This window comes from Pseudoalteromonas sp. OOF1S-7, assembly GCF_022347765.1.
Lineage (GTDB): Bacteria > Pseudomonadota > Gammaproteobacteria > Enterobacterales > Alteromonadaceae > Pseudoalteromonas.
Genome location: NZ_JAKRFZ010000008.1, coordinates 180,965 through 206,260 on the forward strand (window position 1 = coordinate 180,965; position 25,296 = coordinate 206,260).

A 25,296-nucleotide genomic window follows, 5' to 3' on the forward strand; every position below is an offset into this window, starting at 1 on the left:
GCATTCGGGCCAGCTATGTTAGCGTGTCGTCAAAGAACAAGAAAAGGATGAACGTCGTGCTGCATTACACGCAAATGAACCTGAACAGGGCTTCGGCTGAGCGAAAAGATCCCAACTGGTTGCTTGGCCAGTATGGTGACAAGAGCCGCTGGTTGCTGGTATGGAATAATAAAAACCTGATTGTAAGCGATAAGCGTGAGCTTGCCCTGTTGTCTCAGTCTCAGGTAGATACACTTGATCGTGCCGAAGCCGTGTTTCTGGGCATCGACGACACACACAGCTATTTTGCGCTCGACGTCAGCGAAGTCGAACAAGAGCTGCTTCAGGGCTGTATTGATGTGAGTTTTGAAGAGCAAATCTTTGATCAGACATTCCATTTCGAAGACATGCGTACCATAGGTCCAAAGCTGGACACCGAGCTGGCCTCGGTAGGCGTGCTGGCTCGCGGGCTCTGTTACTGGCATAACACACACCGTTTTTGTGGCCGTTGTGGCAGTGCAAATCGTCCCGTGGAAGCCGGGCATGCACGTTTGTGTAACGATAAAGCATGTCGTCATATGACATTTCCCCGTACCGATCCGGCCGTGATCATGCTGGTCACACACACCTTTCCAGATGGGGTTGAACGCTGTCTGCTCGGTCGTCAGGCGCAATGGCCCGAAGGCGTTTTTTCGACGCTGGCGGGCTTTGTGGATCCGGGTGAAACTCTGGAGCGCGCGGTGATCCGTGAAGTGAAAGAAGAAGCAGGGGTCGAGGTTGACGAAGTACGCTACCTGGCCTCTCAACCCTGGCCCTTTCCGTCATCGATTATGCTAGGCTTTATTGCAACAGCAAAAAGCACTGACATCTTTGTTGAGCAGGATGAACTGGAGCAGGCCGAGTGGTTCTCTCGTGAAGACCTCGACGGATTTGCCCAATGGGGAGACGATGTACCGGGATACAAACTCACCCGTCCAGATTCTATCTCCCGATATCTGGTTGAATACTGGCGTCAGCAATGATGCACTTAGTCCAAAATTGAGCACACTATGAAGAAGAATACCAAACTGGTGGCCGCTGGCCGCAAAACCCAGTACACCAAGGGCGTTGTTAATCCGGTGGTGCAGCGCGCATCGACCGTTGTTTTTGATTCCGTTGCCGATATGCAGGAAGCCATTTCCGAACGCGGCAAACGCACCTTATTTTACGGTCGTCGTGGCACCAACACACACTTCGCGCTGCAAGACGCCATCATGGAACTGGAAAGTGGCGCAGGTTGTGCGCTGTATCCGTGCGGCGCAGCCGCTATTTCGCAGGCGCTGTTGTCTTTTTTGAAAACCGGTGATCACCTGCTCATGGTGGATACCGCCTACGAGCCAACACGAGATTTCTGTGACAAGATCCTGGCAGGGCTGGGGATCACTACCACCTATTATGACCCGCTGATTGGCGCTGATATCGAGTCGCTCATTCAGGATAACACCAAAGTTCTGTTTCTTGAGTCTCCGGGCTCCATCACCATGGAAGTACAGGACGTGCCCAGCCTGGTCAAAGCTGCCAAAGCGAAGGGCGTTATCACTATGCTGGATAACACCTATGGCAACGGCTGGCATTATCGTCCGCTGGAACATGGGGTAGACATCAGCATTCAGGCTGCGACCAAGTACATAGTTGGTCATTCTGATGTGATGATGGGTGTGGCTGTAGCAAACGAAACCCTGTGGCCAACGCTGCGCGAAAACTCTTACCTGCTTGGCCAGTGTACTTCGGCGGACGATGCTTATCTGGCATTGCGCGGGCTGCGCACCATGCCAGTGCGATTGCAACAACACGAGAAATCGGCACTGCAAGTAGCTAACTGGCTGGCGGGCCACCCGCTGGTTGACCACGTACGTCATCCGGCACTAAAAAGCTGCCCTGGTCATGAATTCTTCAAGCGCGACTTTAGCGGCAGTAATGGTTTGTTTTCTGTGGTGATGAAAGAGGGCCATCGCAGGGCCATTAACCGCTTCCTCGACAGCCTGCACCACTTTAAAATGGGCTTTTCCTGGGGCGGCTTTGAAAGCCTGGTCACGGCCAATGCGAGTATGGCACCGTTGCGGAGCACGACTGGCTGGCAGTACGGTCCGGTGATCCGTTTGCACATAGGCCTGGAAGATGTGGAAGATTTGATTGCCGATCTGGAGCAGGCGCTCAAGGTTTATCAGGAGAGTTTGTAATAATAGGGCGGTGAGCAGTCACCGCCTTTTTTGATGCCAAATTAGAGGCTCTGGGCGTAATGATATAACGCTTTGAGTACCGCCAGATTCTTTTCATTCCCTTCATGTTCATACACCAGATTCTCCAGCGTGATCATAAAGTCCTGGGCATTAATCGACGGATTGTCTTCGCCATGCATCAGTTTATTCTGACAGTATTTACGCCACTGTTCCAGTTCGCTGGCAGAGAGGCTTTCCGGCCAGTTTCTGGCACGATAGCGAAACAGCAGGGTGTGGAACTTAGGATCTTCAAACTCCAGGTTTAGCGAGCCTAGTTCGTGCGGCGGCGCTTCGCGTACAATGGCCAGCTTAGCTTTGTCGGCTTTACTAATAAAACCATTATAAAGCTGATAGTCCGGGTTAGTGGTGTCACTGAAATCGCCCTGATCGTTAAACACCTCAGCTACCTTGTCGCGCAGTTCCGGGTGCGATTTCAGAATTTTAAGATGTGCCAGACACTGTTCACGATCAATCCCCAGACGGGCAGCGTTCTCTGGTAACAAAGTTTTTGCAGGCGCTAATATCGGACATTTGTTCAGGTGAACCAGTTTCAGGCCAACCGGCAGTTCGTCGTCACCCAAATCGCTGTGTTTAGTGTATAAGCGCGCACGCAGTTCTTCCACCGACAGATCCAGCAGTACCTGCGGGTCATTGGTCAGGTTAAAACACACCACGGCATTTTTGTTCACCGGATGAAAACTCATCGGCGCAATCCAGCTGGTACACCCCTGAGAGGCCGGAATACGCGAAGAGGTATGCACCAGCGGCTGCATATTAAACACATCAATCAGCTCTGCCAGTGCTTTTTTACCGCGCAGTGAGAAGAAAAACTGATACAGTTTCGGTTGTTTTTCTTTGATCAGTTTTGCCAGCGCAATGGTTGCGGTGACATCACTCAATGCATCGTGGGCATCGGCGTGTTCAATGCCATTGGCCTTGGTTAAATCTTCCAGGCGAAAGCTCGGCGTGCCATCTTCTTTTTCTGGCCATACAATGCCTTCGGGGCGCAGCGCATAACAGGCACGCACTAAATCAATGATATCCCAGCGGCTGTTGCCATTTTGCCATTCGCGCTCATAGGGGTCATAAAAGTTGCGATACAGGCTGTAGCGCGTCACCTCATCATCAAAACGAATGCTGTTATAACCGGCCACACAGGTATTGGGTTTACTGAATTCGCGATAGATCCTGGCCATAAACTCACTTTCCGGCAGTCCATGTTTCAGCGCATGTTGCGGCGTGATCCCGGTCACTAGGCAGGCCTCCGGCTGAGGCAAATAATCCGCCGCCGGACGACAATACTCAATCAGTGGCTCGCCTATAATATTCAGGTCCAGGTCGGTACGGATCCCGGCAAACTGACTCGGCCGATCCTTCTGCGGGCTGGCCCCCCAGGTCTCATAATCGTGCCAGTAAATTGTCGGGATATTATCAGTTAGTTCTTGTGTCGCCATTAGGCTATAAATCCTATTTCAATCAACCTGTTATTCTTATACAGTGCAGCAGGCTATGATTTTGAGTTTGCGGTTTTGAAACCTAAGTGTGTGTATCACTGCGTGTACCGAACTCAATCAGTGTGTATATAAATGCGCATACTGCTTAGGCTTGTACAAACTCAAAAGTCTGGAAATCTAAGTCGTTACGCTATTGTCTCATAGTGATGGGATGAGAGTAAACGGGATAGCTCTGGTGTGCTGTGAGTAGTCTTGTGTGATTTGGTGGTGTTCAGGCAGGTAATTAGCATAGTTGTTCATGCCAGTCATTGATATATATCGGGGCTTGAACTGTTTGATATTATGCTTGAAAATGACATCTTACCTTACGGTGTCACCCACTGAATGGATTAGTGCTCGACGGAAACTCGGTAATTACCCGGCTAACGTTGTGCCAGTTTGGGTGAATTCGTAACCACAAATAGCTTAGTTTGTCGAAACCAGTTATGGCCAGTTAAATTAGAAATGTATTCCTGAGTAAAACATGCCTATTTATTTTGAAAGTAATTTCGATCCAAACATCGACCTATTTGTGTGGTTTATACCTTATATCCTGGTGCTTTTTATTTTTTACAAAGTCCCCTTCTTATTAAGTATTTTTAGTGACTTACTGAGTGTATCCAGTAGACAGCTTTTGATTTCATATGCCATTTTTATGTTATTGATATTTTTGCTTCAGTTGACAAATTACCTGGAAGTTGCAGGTTATAAAAGCAAGGTAGAGCGCAGTAAGTTTAGAACCACAGAAGGGTGTATTTACAATTTCAGTGTTACAGAAACCAGGAGCCGGACAGAGTCTTTTACGTTAAATAATGTGACGTTTAGCTACAGTGCCGTAGGCACCGGCCAGCTTTTCTTTGCCAATAGGCAGTTCGAAGATGGTGTAATTCACGAAGGCAGGTGCCTGAGAGTATCTTACTTTACAAAAGGACGTACCAACAAAATTTTCAAGGTACAGCTACTGGATTAGTATCTGCGTTACAGATGTGAGCAGCGATTGTGATGCCTGAAAAATAAGTGCTTTTAATGCAAATTATCGCTTATAACCTTTAAGTCAGCGCATTAAAATTGTACAAGTACCAAAAAGAGTGGCACTGTGACCGGCGATCCAGAACACTTTTATATTAAAATTGGAACGATCCATTTGGGTGGGAATCAATAATGAATCAAAATAAAGTTGCCAGGCATCTGGCAGTCGTTTCTCTGTCGTCAGCCATTTTGACTGCCTGTGGACAGGCGCCGAATGCGCTAAATCAACATGCTGATGCGCCAATATCTGCATCATCTAACTATGTCACTGATGTTGTGTCTTATGTCGATCCTTTAATTGGTACTCAGGGGCCGTTTAATCACAGGCAAGCCGGTAATGTAACACCGGGGGCGCTGGTGCCATTTGGTATGTTTAACTTTGGTCCTGAGCATGCGTATACAGAAGATCTGCTGGCAGAGTCTGAGGGGATCTCGAAAAAAATTCTGCAAGAGAAAAAACGCGTACCTGTTTCTCCGGGTGGCTATAATTACCAGGCCAGCCGTGTGAAGGGCTTCTCTTTTACGCGTTTATCCGGAACCGGGTGTCTGGGGGCATCTGGCGATATTCCGGTGATGCCGTTTACCAAAGACGTGGCCTTTTCTCCCGCAACCGATCCCATTAATGCGTATTTCAGTGCCGGGTTTAGCCATGATAACGAAACCGCTGTTCCTGGCTATTATCAGGTTGGGTTAGACAACGGGGTTAACGTTGAGCTTGCGGCAACCACCCGCACGGGGATTGCTAATTTTACTTATGAGCAGGCAGACAACGCCAAGTTACTGTTCAGAACATCCTACTCACAATTAGGAAGTGGTGACGCGTATGTTAAGGTCGATGCGCAACAGGGCGAGGTAACAGGCTATGTGACGTCAGGAAATTTTTGCGGTTACCTTGGCGAGCACAACCAAAGAGACTACTACACGCTGCATTTTGTCGCTAAGCTCGATAAGCCCATTTCAGGCTCAGGTGCCTGGAAAGACGGCAATGTGTTCAAAGGGCAAGCTTCGGCAAAAGGTGGTATGGGGTATGGTGATAACGGCTGGCCTGATATTGGTAAAGGCTCAGGTGTATGGGTAGACCTGGATCTGGATTCGGGCGAAACCGTGCAAATGCGCGTTGGTATTTCCTATGTGAGCCTGGATAATGCCAGAGAGAACCTCAAAAAAGAGCAGAGCGGGCAGAGCTTTGCCCAGGTGCGCAAGGGCGCGCAGGTGGCCTGGGAAAACGAGCTGTCTAAGGTAAAAGTGGAGTCAGACGACACCCGTAAGCTCAGAGTTTTCTACACCGCCTTGTACCATAGTCTGTATCATCCCAATGTCTTTTCAGACGTGAATGGACAGTATGCTGGGTTCGATCAGCGAGTTCATACCATAAAAGGCACCCAAACACACCAATATGCCAACTTCTCAGGCTGGGACGTATACCGCTCACAGCTGCAATTGGTCACCCTGATGGATAAAAAGCGTGGCAGTGACATTGCCCAGTCCTTATTTAATCAGGCGAGCCAGTATAACGGTGTATGGGACCGCTGGACGCACAATGCAGGGGCTACAGGCGTGATGAGTGGCGACCCTGCAACAATAGCGATTGCGAACTTTGTAGCATTTGGTGCGGATGACTTTGATGTGAGCGGGGCGTATCAGTCTTTGCGTAAAGCTGCGACTGAGCCCACTGAGTTTGACTTGTCTGCAACTGGCTGTCCGGTGTTTTGTCGCGGGCAAAAGCCGTCGTTAGATCAATGGCAGCAGCTCGGGTATATCTCAGAACAGTCGAACAGCTGGGAAGGCGCATCAGAAACGCTTGAGCAGGCATCCAGTTACTTTTCATTGGCTCAGCTGGCAGCGCGCCTGGGCAAGCAGGCTGATGCTTCTCGCTTTACAACTGAAGCCGGGTATTGGCGCAATATCTATAATCCCACTGCCACCGAGTCGTTGGGCTATATCCAGGGGCGCAGCAAAGATGGCAGCTGGAAGGGCGAGTTTGATCCCTTTTCAGGTCACCTGTTTGTTGAGGGCAGCCCGGCGCAGTATTTATGGATGATCCCCCATGATGGTGCGGGCCTGGCACAAGTCCTGGGGGGTGAAAAGGCAATGAGCCGAAGGCTGGATAGCCATTTCCGTAAACCAGATGGCAGCTGGGTGTTGTATCGCGACTCGGCTGAATTTGCCGATGTATCTAACCAGCCGTCTATTTTGTCTCCATGGATGTATCTGCATACCGCAGAAGCATATAAAACACCGCAAACGGTGCGTGAGACAATGAAGCAGCTGTGGCTGGATACGCCGGATGGGATCCCGGGGCAGGATGATTTGGGCCAGATGTCTTCCTGGTATGTATTCAGTAGTCTGGGGCTTTACCCTAAATATCCGGGTCGTGCAGATTTGGTGCTGTCCAGCCCTCAGTTTAAACGCGCGAGCATAGGTAACTTAACCCTGAACGCGCCGCAGGCTTCTGATGAGCACATTTATATCGATGCGCTGAAGGTAAACGGTCAAGCCACTTTGAAGAGCTGGATTGATGAAATCTACATCAATGAACCGGTTACGCTGGACTTCAGCTTAAGTGAAACGCCAAACAAAGCATTTGGCAGTGCGATGGAAAATCGACCGCCAAGCTATGGATCGGTAACGCAGTAATGGCATAGGTTGCAGGGGTACCTAACCCTGAGCAGGGTGGGCCTGTAACCAGGCTCCGTCAGCATTCATATTTAAGCCCCGTATTGACTGTCGGGGCTTTTTTCTGTGAGGGGGCTATTGGGCGGGCGTGGGTGTTTTCACCTCGAACAGCAGGATCTGACTCAGTTGTTTGCCGTGCACGTTGAAATTATCATCCGACACCATCAGCAGACTCGGATTGCCATTGGCAAGTTTAGGACCAAAGGTCATGCCCTCCAGGTTATCAATGTGTTTTGAGCCCAGTTGCTGTTTCACCGCGGCCATATCTAACAGCAGAGTTTTGCGGGCAGGGCGAACATGCTGCTGTTCTAGCGAAGCCAGTAGACTGGTGTCGGTTGCCTCTTTGATATCAATAAGGTAAATGCTGACATCATTGCCACCGTCTGCGATGCCTGAGGTGTATGAACGTTCCATGGTAAGAAACTGGTGCGCATTTAGCTGTAATATCTCAACCAGACCGGTCGTGCGAAACGCATCAGGTTTTGCTTCTGGGCGGTTGACCATGGGCTCCAGGTAATAGGCAAACTGCTTTTGCATGCTTTTCGAGGCAAAATCAAAATAAGAGATACGCACTATGCTGCCATGCTCTGTACTGGACTCCTCACCATCTTGTTTGAGTGCGCCTTCGGCAGACACCCAAATGCCTTGGCCGCAATGGGCTACGGTGAGCCCTTCGAAGACGGCATTGTGTCTGGGTCCGGACGCTTTACTGATATTGAACATCTCAGGCAGTGTAAAGTTCACCACACCTTGTTCGGTTTGCATGAAAATGGCAGGCGCATGGTGATATTTAATACTGCCTTCGCTGGTCCATATAATGTCTTTACCATTCGGAGCCACCCGAAGGCTCTCGGGATCAACCACACCTGAGTTGGTTTTTTGGTCTACCAGCGGCAGAGACTTAGTGAATTGAACCTGTTCAATTTTCTGACCTTTAATTGCAATATTGGCTTCAAAGTATCGTGGCTTTTTAGAGTCATCGGCGATCAATAAATAGCGGCCGCGGGTGTATTCAATGCTGGACAATCCACCGACTTTATCTCCATCAACGCGCAAGTCAGGAGGAACAATAAATTCATCTAAAAACTCAAGCTGCATAGCGGCTGAGTTTGCGAAAAAAGGGGCCAGTAAGGTTAGGAATAAACAACTGCGCATAAAGATCTTTACTTCAAAAATTCAGGACAGACCAATATACGCAGGTAATATGAAGTTTGCATCACAAAGTCGATAAAACACGTTACCGTTCACAAACGGCAAAGTCAGGCAGAGCGTATAGCTCTGTTCTGGTATTTGTGGTTTTAAGGGGCACCAGCGGTGTTTTTCAGCGCTGCGATTGACCGACTTTACTTGTACTGGATCTGTTTAAACGCATCATACACAGCCAGGTGCAAAGTATCGCCGTGGTCGAGTTCCTCGAAATAGCGAAAATGCAACTGTGCTTTATTTTCAAGTCTGGTGGCAATTTTGTCATGTAGCTGCTTTGCAACGCGTTCCATGACCTTACCTTCTTTACCGACGGCAATGTAGACAGATTTAGGCAGGCTGACGGGACTGAATGGTGTGGCGAGCAGTGACTCGTTGTCCCACCATAAACTGGGACTGATAATCACATAGTGTTCAAACAGGGATGTATGGTGAAAAAGAATTTCGCAGGCAAGTAGCCCACCCAGAGACTGGCCAATCAGCGTATTTGACTGGCTGGTTCGATAGCGTTGCTCGACCAGCGGGCGCAATTCTTTTTCTATAAAAGCAATAAATGATTTGGCGCCGCCTTGTGTTGGCAGGTCGCGTTTATCGAGTGCGTTGTTGCTCAAAGTTGTAAAGTCGTGTTTTCTGTCCTGATTGCCGATACCAATAACAATACTGGGTGGCAGAACATTCAGCCACGGAAAATTGGCAAACTGAACCAGCCCGGCAATGTGGATAAAGTCTTCATCTTTTGAGCCGTCCAGCAGGTATATAACCGGGTACTTTTGTTGTGTGTTCTCGTGATATCCTGCAGGTAAATATACGTTTACCGTGCGGTTTTGTTGCAGTATTTGAGATTTAAACGTCAAGGTGCTGGCAAACTCCATCGGCTTTGAATGTACCTTACCTTTTGCAAGCGCAGCTGAGCAGATCATAAAACCAATTAATATTAAGAGTAATCGGGTCATCAGGGCTTTCCTTTGTCTGAATAAAAAACAAATGTTAACCCTGTTTTCAGTTTGCGCATAGGAAAGTATGGTTCAGGCTTGTTAGTGACGTTACATTCAGCCCAAAATCATCAAGGTGGGAGAACCGTTGATTAATTTTCAGCACAACGTATGCTGTTTATCAAAATACAACAGGGATTGCTCATGAAATTGTTTAAAACGCTAGCTGCCACTGCGCTACTTTTGTTGAGCTGCGTGGCGTTCAGTGCCAATATCCAGGTACAGACCGTGTCGCAGCAAGTACATATTTTAACCGGGAAGGACTACGGTACTAATATTGGGCTGCTCGACACGCCCGATGGCTTGGTATTAATCGACCCGATGCCAGGTGAGGCATATCTGGCTGAACTGGAAAAAACCATTCAGGCAATTTACCACAAACCCGTTACGCATATTATAAATACGCATGCTCATGCAGATCATACTGGTGGCAATGCATTTTTTGTAAGCCAAGGTGCGCAACTTGTGACGAGCGCAATAAACCGGTTTGATATTGCTCACCGGGTGGTGAAGTCTCATACCGGCACCGACAACATCTACTATTACAAGCCGGGCAATGTCATTTTCGCTGGAGATGTGTTTGACACCAGCTGGCATCCAACTTTTTATGCTGGCGGGGTTGCAGGGTTTAACAAGGCAATAGAGACGATATTAAGCTTAGGGGATGAACAGAGCCTGGTGGTGCCGGGCCATGGCGCGGCTGCTGGCAAAGCTGCGTTACGTATGTTTAGAAAAAATACCCTTGACTGGGTAAGCAGAGTCCGAACACTTAGTACACAAGGGTTAAGTGTTGAGCAAATAATGACAGATAAAACGGTCATTGACCTGGTCGCGCGCTTTAATTCGCAGGATAAATCACCCTTTTTACCTCGCAAAGCATACAAACGCTTTGTAGAGAGGACTATCCAGGTTATCGAACACGAGCATGATCCTGCATAAGCAATAAAAAAGGGTATCTCACAACCGGTACACGCCATACTCTTGGCGTTACTGGGTCGATGTGCGATAGTGACAGAGTCAGTATCCAATCAATAAAACTATGGAATTCTCGCGCTACTTTTTGTTCTTTTTTGCCTCTCTCGGGGCGTTTAACGGGCTTTTGCTCACAGCCTGGATCTATCACAAACGTCAGGAACTAGCAGGGGCTCCCTGGCTGTCTTTATTGCTATTGATGTTGAGTGTTCGCATTGGCAAATCAGTCGCATTTTATTTCAGTCCGGAACTGAGTAAAGACATTTTACAGCTGGGGCTAAGTGCCTGTTGTTTGATTGGGCCGAGCCTTTTTTCCTTTTGCTTTCGTGCAATTAACCCGGAAAAATATCGTGTGCTATTACGCTGGCATTTTGCTGCCTGGGTATCTGCGGTTTTGCTGCTGGGGGGACTGTATCCCTATCACAGCCACCTGGAACTTTGGCAAAACTGGATATACCGGGGATCTAGTTATGTCTGGCTTGGTTATTTGTTAGCAGCAAGCTGGTTGTACCGGGGTAAACTGGTCGCACTATGGTCCACCCCAAGCCGGTTAACCTGGCGTGATATGCCATTGGTGGTGCTGGGTGGCGGCTGGTTAATCTGGCTTGCCTATTATACCGCAGCCTATACCTCCTACATTATGGGTGCCTTGTCTTTTTCTATGGTGCTCTACCTGAGTATTGTGGTTTACTCAGGTGCAGACCGAACAACAGTAAAATACGCAGCGCAGCGTATTTCAGTGCAGCAGAGCCGTGAGCTATCTGCAAAATTAGCGCAATTACTGGATGAGGAGCAGCTGTTTACCGACCCTGGCATGTCTCTACCCAGACTGGCCCGGCGCCTGGGAGTGAGTCATACCAAGTTGTCCCAGTTTTTAAATCAGCATTATGGCTGCAACTTCAATCAATATCTTAACCGCTACAGAGTGGAATATGCCCAGGTACTGTTATGCCAGCAACAGAGCCTGACAATAGATCACGTCGCAGAGCTATGTGGATTCAATGCCAGCTCAACATTCTACACGGCTTTTAAGAAATACAGTGGCCAGACTCCCAGTCAGTTCCGGGCTAAAAATACCCCTGAATTATCATCCTGAACACGTAAATTATAATCCAGGAAATTGATTTTTAAGGTTATGTTTTATGGTGAGGTGACTTTAAGTTAATCGGAGATACACCATGAAAACTTATCTGAAGGCGATATTAATTTTACTTTGTTTGATGCACTGGGGGGACAGTCAGGCAAACGAGACTGGGGTTATACGTGCCTTAAATGACTATCTGCAGGGGACGCAAATGGGTGACCCTGCACGCATTCAAAATGCGTTTCACCCGCAAGCTCAGTTGCTGCTCTCTCACGATAAAAAGCCATTCTGGACAGTCACGGCCAGTCAATATAGTAGCTGGTTTGGTCGCCAGACTGATAAACAAAGACGGGGGAAGATCCTTTCCCTAAAAATAGACGGCGACATTGCCACAGCGCGGCTAAAAATTGCCGTGTCCCCGCCTTATCAGGCATTCATCGATCACGTTTTGCTTAAACGTATTGCTGGCATATGGCAAATCGTCAGCAAAACGGCGACACAGCAGAGCACGCAGTATAAAGATAAAAAAATCTTGTTTATTGCCTCCAGTGCCAGCTTTCATGGTGACAGCGACTTGCCGGCAGGTACCAGCTTTTCTGAACTCGTCTATGCTTATGACACCTTTATCAAAGCCGGCTATGAGGTCGACTTTATGAGTACCCGAGGAGGTCCGCTGAGCCTGTCTTATATCAATACCTCTATGCCAATTCATAAACACTACCTGTACGATCCAGAGTTTATGTACGCAATTGGCCATAGCCTGACGCCAGAGCAAGTGGACGCCTCACAGTACCTTGCTGTGCATTACGTTGGAGGAAGCAATGCCATGTACGAAGTGGCAGAGCATCCGCAGATCCAGTCGATTGCCATGCAAGTATACGAGCAAAATAACGGGATTATTTCTGCGGTGTGCCATGGGACTGCTGGTATTGTTAATTTGAAACTCAACTCTGGGGAATATCTGGTGGCCAACAAGCGGGTGAGTGGTTATCCCGAGTCTTTTGAACGCCAGGATGCTGCTTATTTCAAAGAGTTTCCGTTTTTAATTGGTCAGCAAGTTAAAGCTCATGGCGGAGTGTTTTCGCATGGTGAACGCAATACCTCTTTTGTCGAAGTCGATGGCAGATTGATCACCGGACAAAACTATCTGTCTTCCGTGGCGGTTGCTCAGGCCATGATAGCTGTATTAGAGAAAATTTGATGTGGTGTATCTAACAACGGGCAGGTTTAACAGGCTGAAGAAGGTATGAAACTGGGAAAATACTTGCCGCTTTCACAGTAGAGGCAACAGATTGCCTCTACGTAAGGTTGCCTGCTTAGTTATCTTGCGTCTGCCACTTTAATAACAGTTGCAGAGTTAAACCGCCGATCTGACCCGCTTCGTTCAGGCCATAATGGGTCATGGCTGCGTGTCTGAAAGAGGCTGAGACACCTGTGAGGTACTCTTTGACACTATCCTGACAGAGCTCCCGATAGTCATAATCGTCATAGCATTGCGAGTATAACCCATCAATAACCGGGATAAATACGGTTTTGAAGTGATCAGACAAGTCGACCAGGTAAGCATCTATCAGAGGCTTGGATGTTTGTTCAACAGCTATTAAAGAGGTACTGTAGTCCCAGCAGCGCTGCCAAATTTCAGGATGCTCAGCAGTGTCGTTTTCCAATACGCTCACGAAGTCTTCGAGTGCATTTTTATTCTCCATCATCACTTCGACATCATCAAATGCAGCACAGTTGTGAGGCGCACGTTTGAGCTTAGTAATGGCGTCTTTTAATGCGCTATCATAGCTGACTCTGGCAGGTTCATAGAGATCTCTCATCGCACCCCACCGTGTGATTATACCGATCTGGTGTGGCGTGAAGTCATAATCTGTCGCAATACCGTTGTTAAATAGCCACTGAATATGTTCTAGTGACTCCTGATAGTGACCGTGGTCGTACAGAAAGTATGCCTGATCAAGTTTGGATTGCAGTTGAGGGTCTAATTCCCCGGCCTGAGATGAAAAACAAAAAGTACCAGAAACCAGAAGGGCGGTGGAAATTAAAAGTTGTTTCATTTTACTCTACTCCTTAGTAAAAAATGAATGTGCCGTGATGCCTTTGACTGAGCACCTTGGCTTTTTACTGCCTGATTTAGCAGTCGCTATTTTTAAGCAGTATGTGTGCCAAATTAATCTTTTATTATTTGTTTTTCCAGGTGTGCTCATAAAATGTTCTTATTTTTAATTTTGCGGGATATTGTTCTTATCCCGATTCATCTCGTTGTCCTGATAAATTACGTGACACGGGCATATGAACCCGAAAATGCTTGTATAAGTGGTTTAAATAGCGGGCTTCCGGCAGAGGTGTTCCCGGTGCGGCAATAGTGAGGCGCTATGTATAAATATTTTTTTTTACCCGTGCTGTTGTTCAGCGGAGCAGGTTTTGCAACCGATCAGGTCAGAGAAATCTATATTGTTGGAGGTAAATCGTATGGCATCGATGTGTTTCCCCTAGAATCGCTGTACGACTATGATGGCATCCAGTCTAAACTGGGTGGCAGAGGCTGGTGCAGCGCCAACTGGCGAGGGTACAAGGGAACCTGGGAATTAAAGGGCGGCGAGTTATGGCTGACTTCGTTGGTAATGGACTCATGCGCTCAAAACCCACCTCTGATTGACCCCGTGGCGTTTTTTGGTCAGGAAACTTATCCTGTTAAGGCAAGCTGGTTTAATGAGAGCATTGAAGTGCGGTTGGGCGATATTGCGCCCACATATTGTCAGACCAGTGAAGGTGAACAGCTGCAAACGGGGTTTGTTTATGAAGCTACGGTGTATGAGTTCTCAGCCGGAGATCTTGTTGAGCAGTCCAGTCAATCAGTTAGCCATGTGTGGCAGAAGCAGCACAGGCAGTGTGCCGGCAACACACTTTGGGATCTTCTGAACTGGATCGGCATATAAGCTGTGGAAAACATATCAAGAGTCGTCATAAACTTTAAAAAACAAAACGAGCAATGTTGTCATGAAACTCAATCCACAGTCACATTGCCTTTGCCGCGGCTTGCCTGGCGACCGAGGTGATTTGCTGCCTGAACCACCGACTGGCCTGGTCGTCTTTATTACGGATATCCCAGTACATTTTCATTGAGAAGGGGGCAACAGACAGCGGCGGTTCAAATACTGCGATGCTGAACTTAGCGCGAATGGCTTCCACAAAGGTGCGTGGTGCAGTAAATATGGCATCGCTGGTTTCAACAATGTATGGCGCGCTGGAAAAGTTAGCGACTTTATATTGTACCTTGCGGGTTCGTCCTAACTGGTCCAGTGCATCATCCACGGTGCCTCTGATATCTTTCCCCGTCCCCGCCAGAATATGTGGATATCGGCAATAGCTTGCCAGATCGTTTTCTGAGTTCAGATAAGGGTGGCCTTGCCTGACAACGGACACATAGTCGTCTTTATACAAGGTGGTGACCATCAGAGCTGGATGGCTCGACTCAATTACGCTGATTGAAAAGTCCACTTCACCACTTTCTATTTGGCTGGCAAAACCACGCTTATCAAGCTTGGCAAATACCACCTGTATATTTGGTGACACGTTGCTCAGATGCTGGATGAGGGCCGGAGCCAGTGACTGCTCAACCAGATCGCTGGTGGCGATGTAAAAGGTGCGACTGGATTGAGCGGGTTCAAACTGCTCCTGAGTCAGGATATGACGCTCAAAATCATTCAGCCAGCGACTGAGCTGAGCCTGAAGGTATTCTGCACGTGGTGTCAGGATCAGCTTGTTGCCCTGACGAATGACCAATGAATCATTAAAACTATGGCGCAGTTTTTTCAGCGTGTGGCTGACAGCCGATTGTGTCAATCCTGCTCGCTCTCCGGCCCGTGTCAGGTTTTTGGTCTCAAATATCAGTTGCAGTAGCCGCAGCTGGTTCAGTTCGATATCTGAAATATTACTCACGTTCACCTCAGCGCCATTAATCTTATTCATGGTTATATTATAGTAATTAATTTCATTAATGAAATGGTGAAGCTTATTCTAGACCCAAGTTAAGAACACGCGTCAGCACACTTCAGGAGATGACCATGAAATTAAAAACACTTGCAGCATTGGCTGCATTGGTAGCAAGCCCACTGACCTTAGCCGATGAGATCCTGGTGGTTATGTCGGATACCGCGCAAATGACTCTGAAAAACGGTTATGACTATAAAACGGGTGTATACCTGAACGAACTGATGGAACCGGTTAAGCTGTTCCTGGATGCTGGGCATACCCTGACTTTTGCCTCACCAAAAGGCATGGCACCAAGACTCGACCCGGTGTCAGACACACCAGACCATTTTCTGGACGTCAGCAAAGCCAATTATGAAACTCACAAGGCCCTGTTTAATAGCCTAAATATTGATGACAAGACGCACAGCCCGGTCGTCAGCTTTGCCCGCATTGAGCAAATTGGAATTGACAAGTTTGACGCTGTATTTGTACCGGGTGGACATGCGCCATTGGGGGACCTGGTTGCTAACCCGCAATTAGGTGAGTTTTTACGTCACTTCAATGCTCAGAAAAAACCAACCGGCTTGGTCTGTCACGGCCCGGTGGCGTTACTCTCTGCGTTGCCTAACGCAACTGAGTTTGAAGTGGCGATGAAGTCAGGCAAAAACGCTAAACCTGCACAGGGCTGGATATATGAAGGGTATCGCATGACTACCTTCAGCAATTCTGAAGAAGCGATTGCAACTCAATATTATCTGGGTGGCGATGAACTTCACTACTGGCCACAGGACGCGCTGACCAAAGCCGGAGGAGATTACTCTCGCGGCGAAAAAGATTGGCATCCGCATATTGTTGTGGACCGTGAACTAGTCACAGGTCAGAACAACAAGTCGTCAACCGGTGTGGCTTTAGCATTACTTAAGCAACTGGATTAATCACCCGCTGCAGAGCAATGCGGCAGAAAAGTATGCGCACAGTTACAGTCCATGCTGTGCGCGAGTAGACAAGATTTTATGAATTCTGGAGAATACCATGACACAATCAGTTTTAGTGACCGGATCAAACAGTGGGTTTGGCTACCTTATTGCGAATACACTGGCAGACAATGGCTTTGTGGTTGTTGGCACCATGCGTGACCCGCAAGGTCGAAATGCCTCAGTTGCCAATGAGCTTAAAGGAAAGGGAGTCCACGTCATTGAAATCGATGTGACGGATGACAAAAGCGTTGCACAGGGAGTGAAGACTGCACTTGAGCGGGTGGGGCATATTGATGTACTGATTAATAATGCAGGCGTTGGGACGCTTGGCTGGCAGGAAAGCTTTGACATGGAAGACTTCAAGCGGGTATTTGATATTAACGTCTTTGGTGTCCAGCGTATGGCACGGGCCTTGTTACCGCATATGAAACAGCGTGGACAAGGCACTTTGCTGCAGGTTTCCAGTATTTTGGGTCAGTTTGTCCTGCCCTTTATGGGGTCATATAACGCGACTAAGCACGCGGTTGAAGGTCTGGCAGAAAACTATCGGGTCGAATTGTCTCAGTTTGGTATTCAGTCTTTACTCGTACAGCCGGGTGGTTTTGGTACTGATTTTGGTGCAAATTTACTGAGAGCGAGTGACCAGGCTGTGACTGAGAGCTATGGAGAACAGGCAGATGCGCCGGAACAAATGTGGGCCGGCACAGAGCAAGGTCATGATGCCGAAGATGCACCCAGCCCGCAAATGGTCGCAGATGCTGTGCTGAAATTGTTACATACTGAAGTATCAGCACGCCCTTTCAGAACCACCGTGGATGGCAGCGGCCTGAATCCGGTAATTGAAGCGGTGAATGAAGCCAGAGAAAAAGCCATGCAACATATTTACGCGGCCTATGGTATGGACGCCATGTTCAGAGTAAAGCAAAGCTAATAATCAATCGTGCATCAAACAAGTCAGCGGCCCGAATTCCTCCTTCAGTAAGGGGGCGGGCTGCACCGCTTGTGTCGCTCATATTGCCGGATAATACCAAGTTGTTTAATTAAGTGTTCTATTTTGAGGTGAGAAAATAGGGTCGATAACACCGCTCCCGCGTCCTGCTACCGTTGAGGCACCTACATCCATATAGGCGAGGCAAAAATTTGCGAACGAATACCTTAGGCAAAAGGTTCTAAATGATAAATTTTTAACGTAGTTAGCGGCAGATTTACTCCTTCAAATTGAACCGGTATTAAGTAAAATTGGTATAACATACCACTTTGCCAAGGTACATAACAAAGTGGCAACAGTTTGTCGATTTGTATGTCTTTTTACCATTCCAGTGGTGGCAAGGCCCGACCAAGACACGCTCTGACTTTCATTTGTGTCGGGTTATTTGGTCCACTCACGGGGTGTTCGCCCACCTTAAACTGATACGCTCTGTCTGGTTCAAATGCCAGCACAATCGACGATCCTCCATAACCGAAGTGGCCCATATACTGACCTCGTTTAACATGAGCGCCGGTTTCTATAGCATTCACTATACTACCTACTCCCCAAAAACCGATGGCAACCATAGCGACCAGCCCCAGATCTGGGGTTTTAATCACCCAGACATAACGCTGGTGTTTGCCGAGCCTTTGATACCAGCCAACCTGGTCGCTGCTATGTGGTGGCAGTGGGTCGTAAGGGTGTTTTGGATTGAAATTATCAAAGTCGTAATTATATGACCCTTCATACAGACCCTGATCTATCACAGTTCCAGTTACGGGGGCGTGAAAGTGGTGGTAATCGGTAAACCACAGCAAAATATCAAGCAAGGGCCCACCGACAAAACAACGGCCATATCCCGGAATGGCTTCAATCAGATTAAAGTGATCGCCCGACTTACCAGGCAGCAGGTAGCGGTTATTAGCATGACTTTCATTAACCTCATAGCCCCCCTTGTCCAGGAAAAATACGCCACCATCGCAGGGTGAAACAATCACGCCCTCATCTTCGACACGATGGCACAATGGGCGTTCTTCTGGTTTGAGGTTACGCAGAAAAAATTGATTAAAAGACCGAAACCCGCCTTCCGGGCTGTGTGGGTCCGGGCGTTCATAGTGGTCAATATTGAATGGGTGCCCATCTGTTCCGGTGTACGCCATCCATGCGCTTAATGTGTTAGTGGACGAGGTGCTGTTGATCCAGTCACCATGAAAGTTTAGGAATTGTCTGAACCAGCCTCTGAAATAACCATCGTTGGCCAGTTTTAAACCGGACTCGGTATTAACCAAATAGTCCCAATATTCTATGTATAAACCAGGGTTGTCAGGTGTTGGTGTATAAGTTAACCACTCAGTAAAGAAGTTCTGTAAAGTATAGCCTGGCTCGCGATACAAATAAGGTTGCCAGAAAGAGGCTATTTTTTTGCGTCTTGCAATATGCGTTTCTGAGCATACTTCGGCGAGCGCCTCAAGGTACCACAGCAGGTTAAGCTGATTTTCCAGAAAAACGCCATCCAGCCCTAAAATATGAAGCTCTGCAATAGCACATTTTTCTTCCCAGTTAATAGGGTCGGGCAAAGGAATAGTTGAAATATCAGTCATGGTGCTGGTCCTGTAGTGTTAAAGCAGATGCTCAGGTTTGGTGTCCGTTTGGAGATGTGCTCAAGCGCACACAGATGAGGGTATAGGTCAGGACTGAATACAGTGCAATTACAGCAGATTACACATAACTAAATGTATGGGGACAGGGCTGGCAGTGGTCATGCCATTTGCCTTTGCGATGGTGATTGTAACACAGGAAAATGGTTTACAGAGTGTAACGTGAGAAACTGCTCCTAAGCGGGGCCAGAGACGTTTATCGGATCACATTTGCTTTCAGGAGTTTCTATTCATGTTCCAGTTCTTAAGACGTGATCCGGTTAAAAAACTACGTAATGCTTACAACACCAAATTAGCGCAGGCAACGCATGCGCAACGTAATGGCGATATTCGGGGATATGCGATGCTCACAGCCGAGGCTGAGCCACTTTGACAACAAATTGCGCATTTTGAAGAAAAGTAGCGATTCGCTCATTTAGTCAGATCTGATAGCTATGCATTCCTATTACGAAAGCGCCGACGGACATATCAACAGTAAAGACTAAGCGCATACTGTGGTTCATTTATTGATTGCAGCACGCGACGCTAGCCCGTTACTACTTCATCTGCACTAACCGGTTCCCGTTCAGTCAGCGCCGTTTCGTCTTTCAACCAGCGATTCATAACCACACAGGCTGTCAAATCGCCACTAACATTAATAACGGTGCGACACATATCCAAAATCCGGTCGACACCCAGGATCAGGGCAATGCCAGTTGCCGGGATGCCGAAGCTGGCCAGCACGGACGCCAGGATCACGATACCGACTCCGGGTGTACTGGGTGAGCCGATTGATGCACCAACTGTGGTCATGATCAGTAGAATGACCTGGTTCATTGACAGGTCAATGCCAAATACCTGAGTAAGAAAAATCGCGGCCACGACCTGGTAGAGTGCAGTACCATCCATGTTAATGGTCGCGCCAAGCGGGATAATAAATTGGACTATCGGTTTTTTAATACCCAACTGTTTTTGAGCGGTACGCATTGAAAGTGGCATCACTGCTGCTGAGCTTGAGGTAGAGAAGGCTAACAGCTGGGCACTGCGGATCGCTCGTAAAAAAGCCACTGGGTGTAATTTGCCAACCACGGAGGCTACCAAGGTATAGATCAGTAATAAACCGGCCAAGCCCAGCAGTACAGTGGCAACGTACGCTGAGACACCGAACAGGGCATCCACGCCAATGCGAATGGTAATGTCACATAAGAGACCAAACACGGCGAGGGGCGCCAGCAACATGGCCCAGCTAACAATCTGCAAAGAAACAGACTGGATCCCATCCATAAAATCGACCAGCAATGCTTTGCGGCGCTGAGCTAAAGTCGTCAGGGCCATACCAATAAAACTGGCGTAGACAACGATCGCAAACATATCTTTATCAAGCGTGGATTGCGTCGGGTTGGCGGGAATAATGGCCGCGACTTTATCGGGGATAGAAGTTTGGACTACTTGCGTTGCAACAATCTGAGTGGGCTGCGCCTGAATAGCGCTGAACAATGCGCTGTCGACGTAATTGCCAGGCTTAATCAGATAGACCACTGCCAGACCAAGAACCACCGCGACAAACGTAGTTGTGACAAAATACGGTAAGATACGGATCCCGACCTTTTTCAGAAATCCGGTGTCTTTGTTGCCCGCAATCCCCAGAATGATGGAGGAAAGCACCAGAGGGATCACAACCATCTGGATCAGGGCGAGAAAAACCTGGCCTGGCAGAGCGACCCACTGGGCAATGTCTATGGCTGCCTGGTTGCTGACCAAAGCCGCGCCTTGGGGGGAGAGCAGCAAGCCTATGGTAATACCCAATACCAGGGCAATAACAATTTGTAACCAGAGCCGTTTTTTTTGCAGTAAACTGGCAGGTTCATGGGTCGATTGGATGTCTGTCATAATAGTATCCCTGACTGAATAGCACGATTAGAGTTAATATCCTAGCACAGTGTAATTTGTTAACCTTGACCGGCATCAAAGTACCCGCCCCGTGGTCGTTTGCTACATTTAATTTGGCGGTATAATTTTCTTGCCAGTTAGGCAATACCCAGACAAGAGAGTACTAAGATGGAGATTCAACACTATCAGGCCTGCTGGGCCAGAGACATTACTGATCTGTTTCATGCTGCGGTTCATGCTATTGCCGATGAGGTATATGACCAGCAGCAAAAAGCGCTGTGGGCGCCCAGCCCACCAGACTATGCATTTTGGTCGCGGCGGCTGGAGCAGAAACAACCCTGGGTGGCACTGAGTAATGGCCAGGTGGTGGGCTTTATTGAATTGGACCATGACGGGTACATAGATTGCACGTACGTGCATCCGGATTATCAGGGTATGGGCGTGGCTGGTGCACTATACGACCAAGTAGAAACACAGGCAATCACTCGAGGGCTATCACGTCTTTATGTGGAAGCCTCAAAACCTGCCCGCCGCTTTTTTGCAGCGCGTGGTTTCATCCAGATAAAGCAAAATCACATCGAACGACAGGGCATTGTACTGAGCAATTTTTTGATGGAAAAGCGCCTGTGATATACCTGTGAGAAAAGCTGTTCTGTCAGATTTGTGCATTTCACTAAGTAATCACTTTTTGTTCACTGTATTACAGCAAATTACTGCTACGCTTAAAGTTAACTGAATCGATAAGGGTTTTGCGATGCTGTGTCTGTTGTATCAAGCAATAGGGAGCAGTCATGATTAATTACGGATTTTTGCCTTTTTCCGCGTATGTGGTTTCAGACTTTATAGTGTTTCATCGTCACCGCTCTATTAGTCTGGAGATCTTGCTACGCCAGATCCGATTTACCGGTGTGGAAGCTTTGGGTTTGGTCATGTTAATCGCTTTGTTGATCGGGGCGTTGATCATTGTTCAGGGGTATCCGCTGTTATCTTCTATCGGTCAGGTCAAGTGGATCTATGCGATTTTAATTTCTACCATAGTCAGAGATCTTGGTCCATTTATAGTGTGTTTCGTAGTACTTGCCCGTTCGGGAACCGCCATTACGACAGAACTCGGCAACATGGTGGTACGCAAGGAAATTGACGCACTGATAGCGATGGGGGTCTCGCCCATCTCCTACCTGGTGGCACCACGTGTTTTGGGTATGGTGGCGTCACTGATCCTGTTAATGAGTTACTTTGTTGCGTGTGGCATTTTTGGCGGCTATCTGGTGAGCAACGCATTTGCCTCTATTCCTGTCAGCACCTTTTTTGCCAAGCTGGTTGCCCAGCTACATTGGCTCGATATGGTGATCATGCTGGCTAAAGTCGCGTTTTCTGGTCTGATGATCAGCCTGATAGCCAGCTATCACGGTTTGACCGTAAAAAGTGCGATTACCGAAGTGCCGCAACGCAATATCAAAGCGGTGGGTCGGGGGCTGATAGCACTGTGCGTGATCCACGTGTTCTTTACCTTATTGTACTTCGCGCTGATGGGTGGCTGGTAATGAAGATAGCGCTTAAGAACATAAGCCACTGCGTGGCGGATCAACCAATACTTGCCAATATCAATGTCACCGTTGAATCTGGTCAGTGTTTGCTTATCACCGGGCGTTCGGGGAGTGGTAAATCTGTGCTGTTTAGTATTATTTGTGATATTACCCGGCCTCAGCACGGCAGCGTACTGATCGATGACGTTGAAATTTCAGCAATGACGGCGTTGCAATATGCCCGTTTTCGTCGCGACCTCGGGGTGATATTTCAGGTCTCGGCATTAATCTCCAATCTGACACTCGAAGAAAACCTGTTGCTGCCGTTAAACCGCCATCATAGTCGGCTGAGTCAGGGGGAGAAACTGCAAAAAGTGCAACAGATTTGCCAGCAGTTCGGACTGACTCAGTATCTGGATCAGCGTACCGACCGTTTATCCTCGGGGCTGGCGTCACTCGCCGGGCTAGCCCGGGCTTTGATCATGGAGCCTAAAGCGTTGATCTGGGACGCGCCAATGGCGCAGGTTGACCGCGCCTGGTGCCGACATGAGCTTGATTTACTCAGGCATCTCAAAGAAAAAGGCACCACCTTAGTCCTTTGCTCAAATCGTCAGGAACTCATGACAAGCCTGACCGATCAGCAGCTGCATTTGGGCTTACCGGATGAACTAACCCTGGGGAGTGAGCATGCAGCACAAGCCCAAAAATGCCAATAGAATTGTGATTGCGTTCAGTCTCACCGGGGTATTATTGCTGGCCGCGTTTTGTATCATGATCCTGGTGAACAATCACACATTTGCAGACAAGGTTTACTACAAAACGATACTGGACAATGCGCGTGGTTTGAGTGCTCTGCCTGCTGTGTACTTCAAAGGGATGGAGATAGGCCGAATTGACAGCTATCAGCTCAATTTAGAGAGTAACGACATTGAAGTTGAGTTTTGGGTATTTCAGGAGTACAGCGGGAAAGTAGTTAAATATGCGTTACTGACAGGGGAACAGCACCCTATTTTTGATGAGGTAACGACGTTAGATTTGATTTTGCCTGAGGCAGATAAAGTCGGGTCATTTGTGGCTTTGCCTTCAGGGGCACTGGTGCCGCATATTAACAGTGCACTTGGCCAGCAGTATCTGGCAGCTGGCTATGTTTCTCGCTCCAAAGATGATGTGGAGTCTATCCTCGCCAGTATTCAGGACTTACTACAGAATTTGCAAAAGGAGGATAACCCAGAGGCCGGTTCTTTGTTCAGAGCACTCGACAGAGTTGCCAAGATAAGTGATCACATCATGATTGTCAGCGAAGAATTACGCGAGAGTGAACTGCTCCCGGAGGCCGAAAAAACGCTGAAGCAAAGTCAGGTATGGCTGGCCCAAATGCCGCAATTGCTGAGTCAGCTTAATCAAACGTTACGCAAGACAGACAGTATGCTCACTCAGGCACAAACTACGCTGGTGACGTATGGTCAGCCTACTGAGCTGGTGAAAGAAATCACCGATAGTCAGCTACCTCTGGTGCTGCAAAACCTCAATGCCAACCTCTCGGTGATGCAGCAAATGCTTAAAGATGTGCATGGTGAACGGGAGCAGTTTGTCCTGACGGTGCATAGTGTGCAACAGGTTCTGCTACAAATGGAAAAAACCCTGGAGGCGCTGAATAATCACCCGGTATTCAGAGATGGGATCAGTGCGCCAGTCGATAATGAGGGGATAGAAATGCATGACTAAGGCAAGTGGGCTGGCACTGTTGTGTGCATTGTGGCTATTGGGTTGCTCATCGGCCCCGGAGCGTGACTATCAGATTACAACGTATCAGCGCCAGGCCGCCGCCTGGCTCGCTCAGGGAGATCGTAAACGCCAGCAGGGAGCCTATCAGCAGGCTTTAGAGTATTACGACAAAGCCTATCGTTATGCCAGCAAAAGGCATGATGCAGAGCAAATGGGCCTGGCACGGCTCAAGCAGGCGGCGGTAAATATCAGACAAGGTCAGCTTGAACGAGCCGAGCAGCGCATCGTGCAGGCTGAGGTGTTTGCGAGGTTCGAGCAGACTGAGCTTGCGCCTGCTATTGACTTTATGCGCAGCAAACTGGCATTTAAGCGTGGTGAGCAGGCGCAGGCGTTAGCGCTGGTGGCCAAACTACAAACCCAGTTTAGCGGGCAGACAGAAAAGCACATCTATTATCGCTGGGTTGGCTGGCAGTATGCGCCTGCATCGCTTAACTGGGCGCAGGCGGAGCAGGATATTGTGCAGCTGGCCAAACTAAAAGCTGATAAGTCTCTGAGCAACGTAGAAATTCAATCTTTTGTGCTCTACCACAATGCATTGTGGCGCACAGCAACCGGGCAAAGCGGTGTGGAGCCGGCGCTGGATGCAGCAATTGCGCACTTTGCGTCGCTGGAACTGACCAATTGGCTGGTAGCATGCTTCAAAGTTGCCGTGCAGTACTATAGTACGGCCGCAGATGCAGAGCGAGCACAATATTATCAGACACGCCTTACTGAACTGAGCCAGACCGACGATTAAACCCGGCAAATTTGCTTATACCAGTCCGTTAGCTGTTTCATACCCATCAAGTACAAATCTGTCAGGATGAATACCTGTCACGATTCAACCGTGGACCAGCCATCATTGACTTGC

The 25,296-nt window shown here is 48.3% G+C and carries 22 protein-coding genes; 15 read left to right on the top strand and 7 right to left on the bottom strand.

Annotation, left to right across the window (positions count from 1 at the left end; genetic code table 11):
• The first annotated feature begins 56 nt into the window (after positions 1 to 56).
• Together nudC and MHN33_RS13475 are read left to right on the top strand one after the other, a co-directional pair.
• Entirely contained in the window at positions 57 to 1,001 is a 945-nt protein-coding gene (gene nudC, locus MHN33_RS13470; protein WP_239398480.1) for an NAD(+) diphosphatase, read from the top strand.
• A 27-nt stretch (positions 1,002 to 1,028) separates the two neighbouring features.
• Complete coding sequence (locus MHN33_RS13475; protein ID WP_239398481.1) at positions 1,029 to 2,198, top strand: cystathionine beta-lyase; 1,170 nt, start codon at positions 1,029 to 1,031, stop codon at positions 2,196 to 2,198.
• Between the two features lie 41 nt (positions 2,199 to 2,239).
• On the opposite strand, the gene sbcB is transcribed toward MHN33_RS13475, so the two are convergent.
• Positions 2,240 to 3,691 carry an exodeoxyribonuclease I gene (sbcB, locus tag MHN33_RS13480; protein ID WP_239398482.1) on the bottom strand — a complete coding sequence of 484 codons (1,452 nt, stop codon included), beginning with the start codon at positions 3,689 to 3,691 and terminating at the stop codon, positions 2,240 to 2,242.
• Between the two features lie 1,200 nt (positions 3,692 to 4,891).
• On the opposite strand from sbcB, the gene MHN33_RS13485 reads away from it, so the two are divergent.
• On the top strand, positions 4,892 to 7,396 hold the full coding sequence (locus MHN33_RS13485) for a GH92 family glycosyl hydrolase (protein ID WP_239398483.1): 2,505 nt from the start codon (positions 4,892 to 4,894) through the stop codon (positions 7,394 to 7,396).
• A 114-nt stretch (positions 7,397 to 7,510) separates the two neighbouring features.
• Here the strand turns inward: MHN33_RS13485 and MHN33_RS13490 are convergent, their stop codons facing one another.
• Both MHN33_RS13490 and MHN33_RS13495 read right to left on the bottom strand, forming a co-directional pair.
• Positions 7,511 to 8,590 (bottom strand): esterase-like activity of phytase family protein, encoded by a 1,080-nt coding sequence (locus MHN33_RS13490; RefSeq protein ID WP_239398484.1) that lies wholly within the window; start codon positions 8,588 to 8,590, stop codon positions 7,511 to 7,513.
• 188 nt (positions 8,591 to 8,778) lie between these two features.
• Positions 8,779 to 9,591, bottom strand: a complete 813-nt coding sequence (locus tag MHN33_RS13495; RefSeq protein ID WP_239398485.1) for an alpha/beta hydrolase-fold protein — start codon at positions 9,589 to 9,591, stop codon at positions 8,779 to 8,781.
• A 183-nt stretch (positions 9,592 to 9,774) separates the two neighbouring features.
• Between MHN33_RS13495 and MHN33_RS13500 the strand changes: the two genes are divergently transcribed.
• The 3 genes from MHN33_RS13500 (at position 9,775) to MHN33_RS13510 (ending at position 12,887) form a co-directional block, all read left to right on the top strand.
• Positions 9,775 to 10,569 carry an MBL fold metallo-hydrolase gene (locus tag MHN33_RS13500; protein WP_239398486.1) on the top strand — a complete coding sequence of 265 codons (795 nt, stop codon included), beginning with the start codon at positions 9,775 to 9,777 and terminating at the stop codon, positions 10,567 to 10,569.
• Between the two features lie 100 nt (positions 10,570 to 10,669).
• A complete protein-coding gene (locus tag MHN33_RS13505) occupies positions 10,670 to 11,698 on the top strand; it encodes a helix-turn-helix transcriptional regulator (protein ID WP_239398487.1) in 1,029 nt (342 codons plus the stop codon).
• 82 nt (positions 11,699 to 11,780) lie between these two features.
• A complete protein-coding gene (locus MHN33_RS13510; protein WP_239398488.1) occupies positions 11,781 to 12,887 on the top strand; it encodes a nuclear transport factor 2 family protein in 1,107 nt (368 codons plus the stop codon).
• 115 nt (positions 12,888 to 13,002) lie between these two features.
• Here MHN33_RS13510 and MHN33_RS13515 read toward each other — a convergent pair whose 3' ends face one another.
• On the bottom strand, positions 13,003 to 13,746 hold the full coding sequence (locus tag MHN33_RS13515) for a hypothetical protein (RefSeq protein ID WP_239398489.1): 744 nt from the start codon (positions 13,744 to 13,746) through the stop codon (positions 13,003 to 13,005).
• Between the two features lie 318 nt (positions 13,747 to 14,064).
• On the opposite strand from MHN33_RS13515, the gene MHN33_RS13520 reads away from it, so the two are divergent.
• Entirely contained in the window at positions 14,065 to 14,628 is a 564-nt protein-coding gene (locus MHN33_RS13520) for a hypothetical protein (protein WP_239398490.1), read from the top strand.
• A 79-nt stretch (positions 14,629 to 14,707) separates the two neighbouring features.
• Here the strand turns inward: MHN33_RS13520 and MHN33_RS13525 are convergent, their stop codons facing one another.
• A complete protein-coding gene (locus tag MHN33_RS13525; protein WP_239398491.1) occupies positions 14,708 to 15,661 on the bottom strand; it encodes a LysR family transcriptional regulator in 954 nt (317 codons plus the stop codon).
• Between the two features lie 95 nt (positions 15,662 to 15,756).
• Between MHN33_RS13525 and MHN33_RS13530 the strand changes: the two genes are divergently transcribed.
• Positions 15,757 to 16,599, top strand: coding sequence for a type 1 glutamine amidotransferase domain-containing protein (locus tag MHN33_RS13530; RefSeq protein ID WP_239398492.1), 843 nt, complete (start codon positions 15,757 to 15,759; stop codon positions 16,597 to 16,599).
• A 97-nt stretch (positions 16,600 to 16,696) separates the two neighbouring features.
• Positions 16,697 to 17,572, top strand: coding sequence for an SDR family oxidoreductase (locus MHN33_RS13535; RefSeq protein ID WP_239398493.1), 876 nt, complete (start codon positions 16,697 to 16,699; stop codon positions 17,570 to 17,572).
• 377 nt (positions 17,573 to 17,949) lie between these two features.
• Here MHN33_RS13535 and MHN33_RS13540 read toward each other — a convergent pair whose 3' ends face one another.
• A complete protein-coding gene (locus tag MHN33_RS13540) occupies positions 17,950 to 19,209 on the bottom strand; it encodes a phosphatidylserine decarboxylase (protein WP_239398494.1) in 1,260 nt (419 codons plus the stop codon).
• Positions 19,210 to 19,498: 289 nt separating this feature from the next.
• Here MHN33_RS13540 and MHN33_RS13545 point away from each other — a divergent pair, with 289 nt between their 5' ends.
• Positions 19,499 to 19,639: a DUF6435 family protein gene (locus MHN33_RS13545; protein WP_239398495.1), complete on the top strand. Its 141-nt coding sequence runs from the start codon at positions 19,499 to 19,501 to the stop codon at positions 19,637 to 19,639.
• Between the two features lie 152 nt (positions 19,640 to 19,791).
• Here the strand turns inward: MHN33_RS13545 and MHN33_RS13550 are convergent, their stop codons facing one another.
• The gene (locus tag MHN33_RS13550) at positions 19,792 to 21,135 is read right to left on the bottom strand and encodes a dicarboxylate/amino acid:cation symporter (protein ID WP_239398496.1); all 1,344 of its coding nucleotides are present in this window, start codon (positions 21,133 to 21,135) and stop codon (positions 19,792 to 19,794) included.
• 168 nt (positions 21,136 to 21,303) lie between these two features.
• Between MHN33_RS13550 and MHN33_RS13555 the strand changes: the two genes are divergently transcribed.
• The 5 genes from MHN33_RS13555 to MHN33_RS13575 all read left to right on the top strand — a co-directional run bounded on the left by MHN33_RS13555 (position 21,304) and on the right by MHN33_RS13575 (position 25,182).
• The gene (locus tag MHN33_RS13555) at positions 21,304 to 21,765 is read left to right on the top strand and encodes a GNAT family N-acetyltransferase (protein WP_239398497.1); all 462 of its coding nucleotides are present in this window, start codon (positions 21,304 to 21,306) and stop codon (positions 21,763 to 21,765) included.
• Between the two features lie 161 nt (positions 21,766 to 21,926).
• Positions 21,927 to 22,679: an ABC transporter permease gene (locus MHN33_RS13560; protein ID WP_239398498.1), complete on the top strand. Its 753-nt coding sequence runs from the start codon at positions 21,927 to 21,929 to the stop codon at positions 22,677 to 22,679.
• On the top strand, positions 22,679 to 23,377 hold the full coding sequence (locus MHN33_RS13565; protein WP_239398499.1) for an ATP-binding cassette domain-containing protein: 699 nt from the start codon (positions 22,679 to 22,681) through the stop codon (positions 23,375 to 23,377). Before MHN33_RS13560 ends, MHN33_RS13565 begins: the two co-directional genes overlap by 1 nt.
• A complete protein-coding gene (locus tag MHN33_RS13570; RefSeq protein ID WP_239398500.1) occupies positions 23,349 to 24,386 on the top strand; it encodes an MlaD family protein in 1,038 nt (345 codons plus the stop codon). The genes MHN33_RS13565 and MHN33_RS13570 overlap by 29 nt, the downstream gene beginning before the upstream one ends.
• Positions 24,379 to 25,182: a hypothetical protein gene (locus MHN33_RS13575; protein ID WP_239398501.1), complete on the top strand. Its 804-nt coding sequence runs from the start codon at positions 24,379 to 24,381 to the stop codon at positions 25,180 to 25,182. The genes MHN33_RS13570 and MHN33_RS13575 overlap by 8 nt, the downstream gene beginning before the upstream one ends.
• Positions 25,183 to 25,296 lie beyond the last annotated feature (114 nt).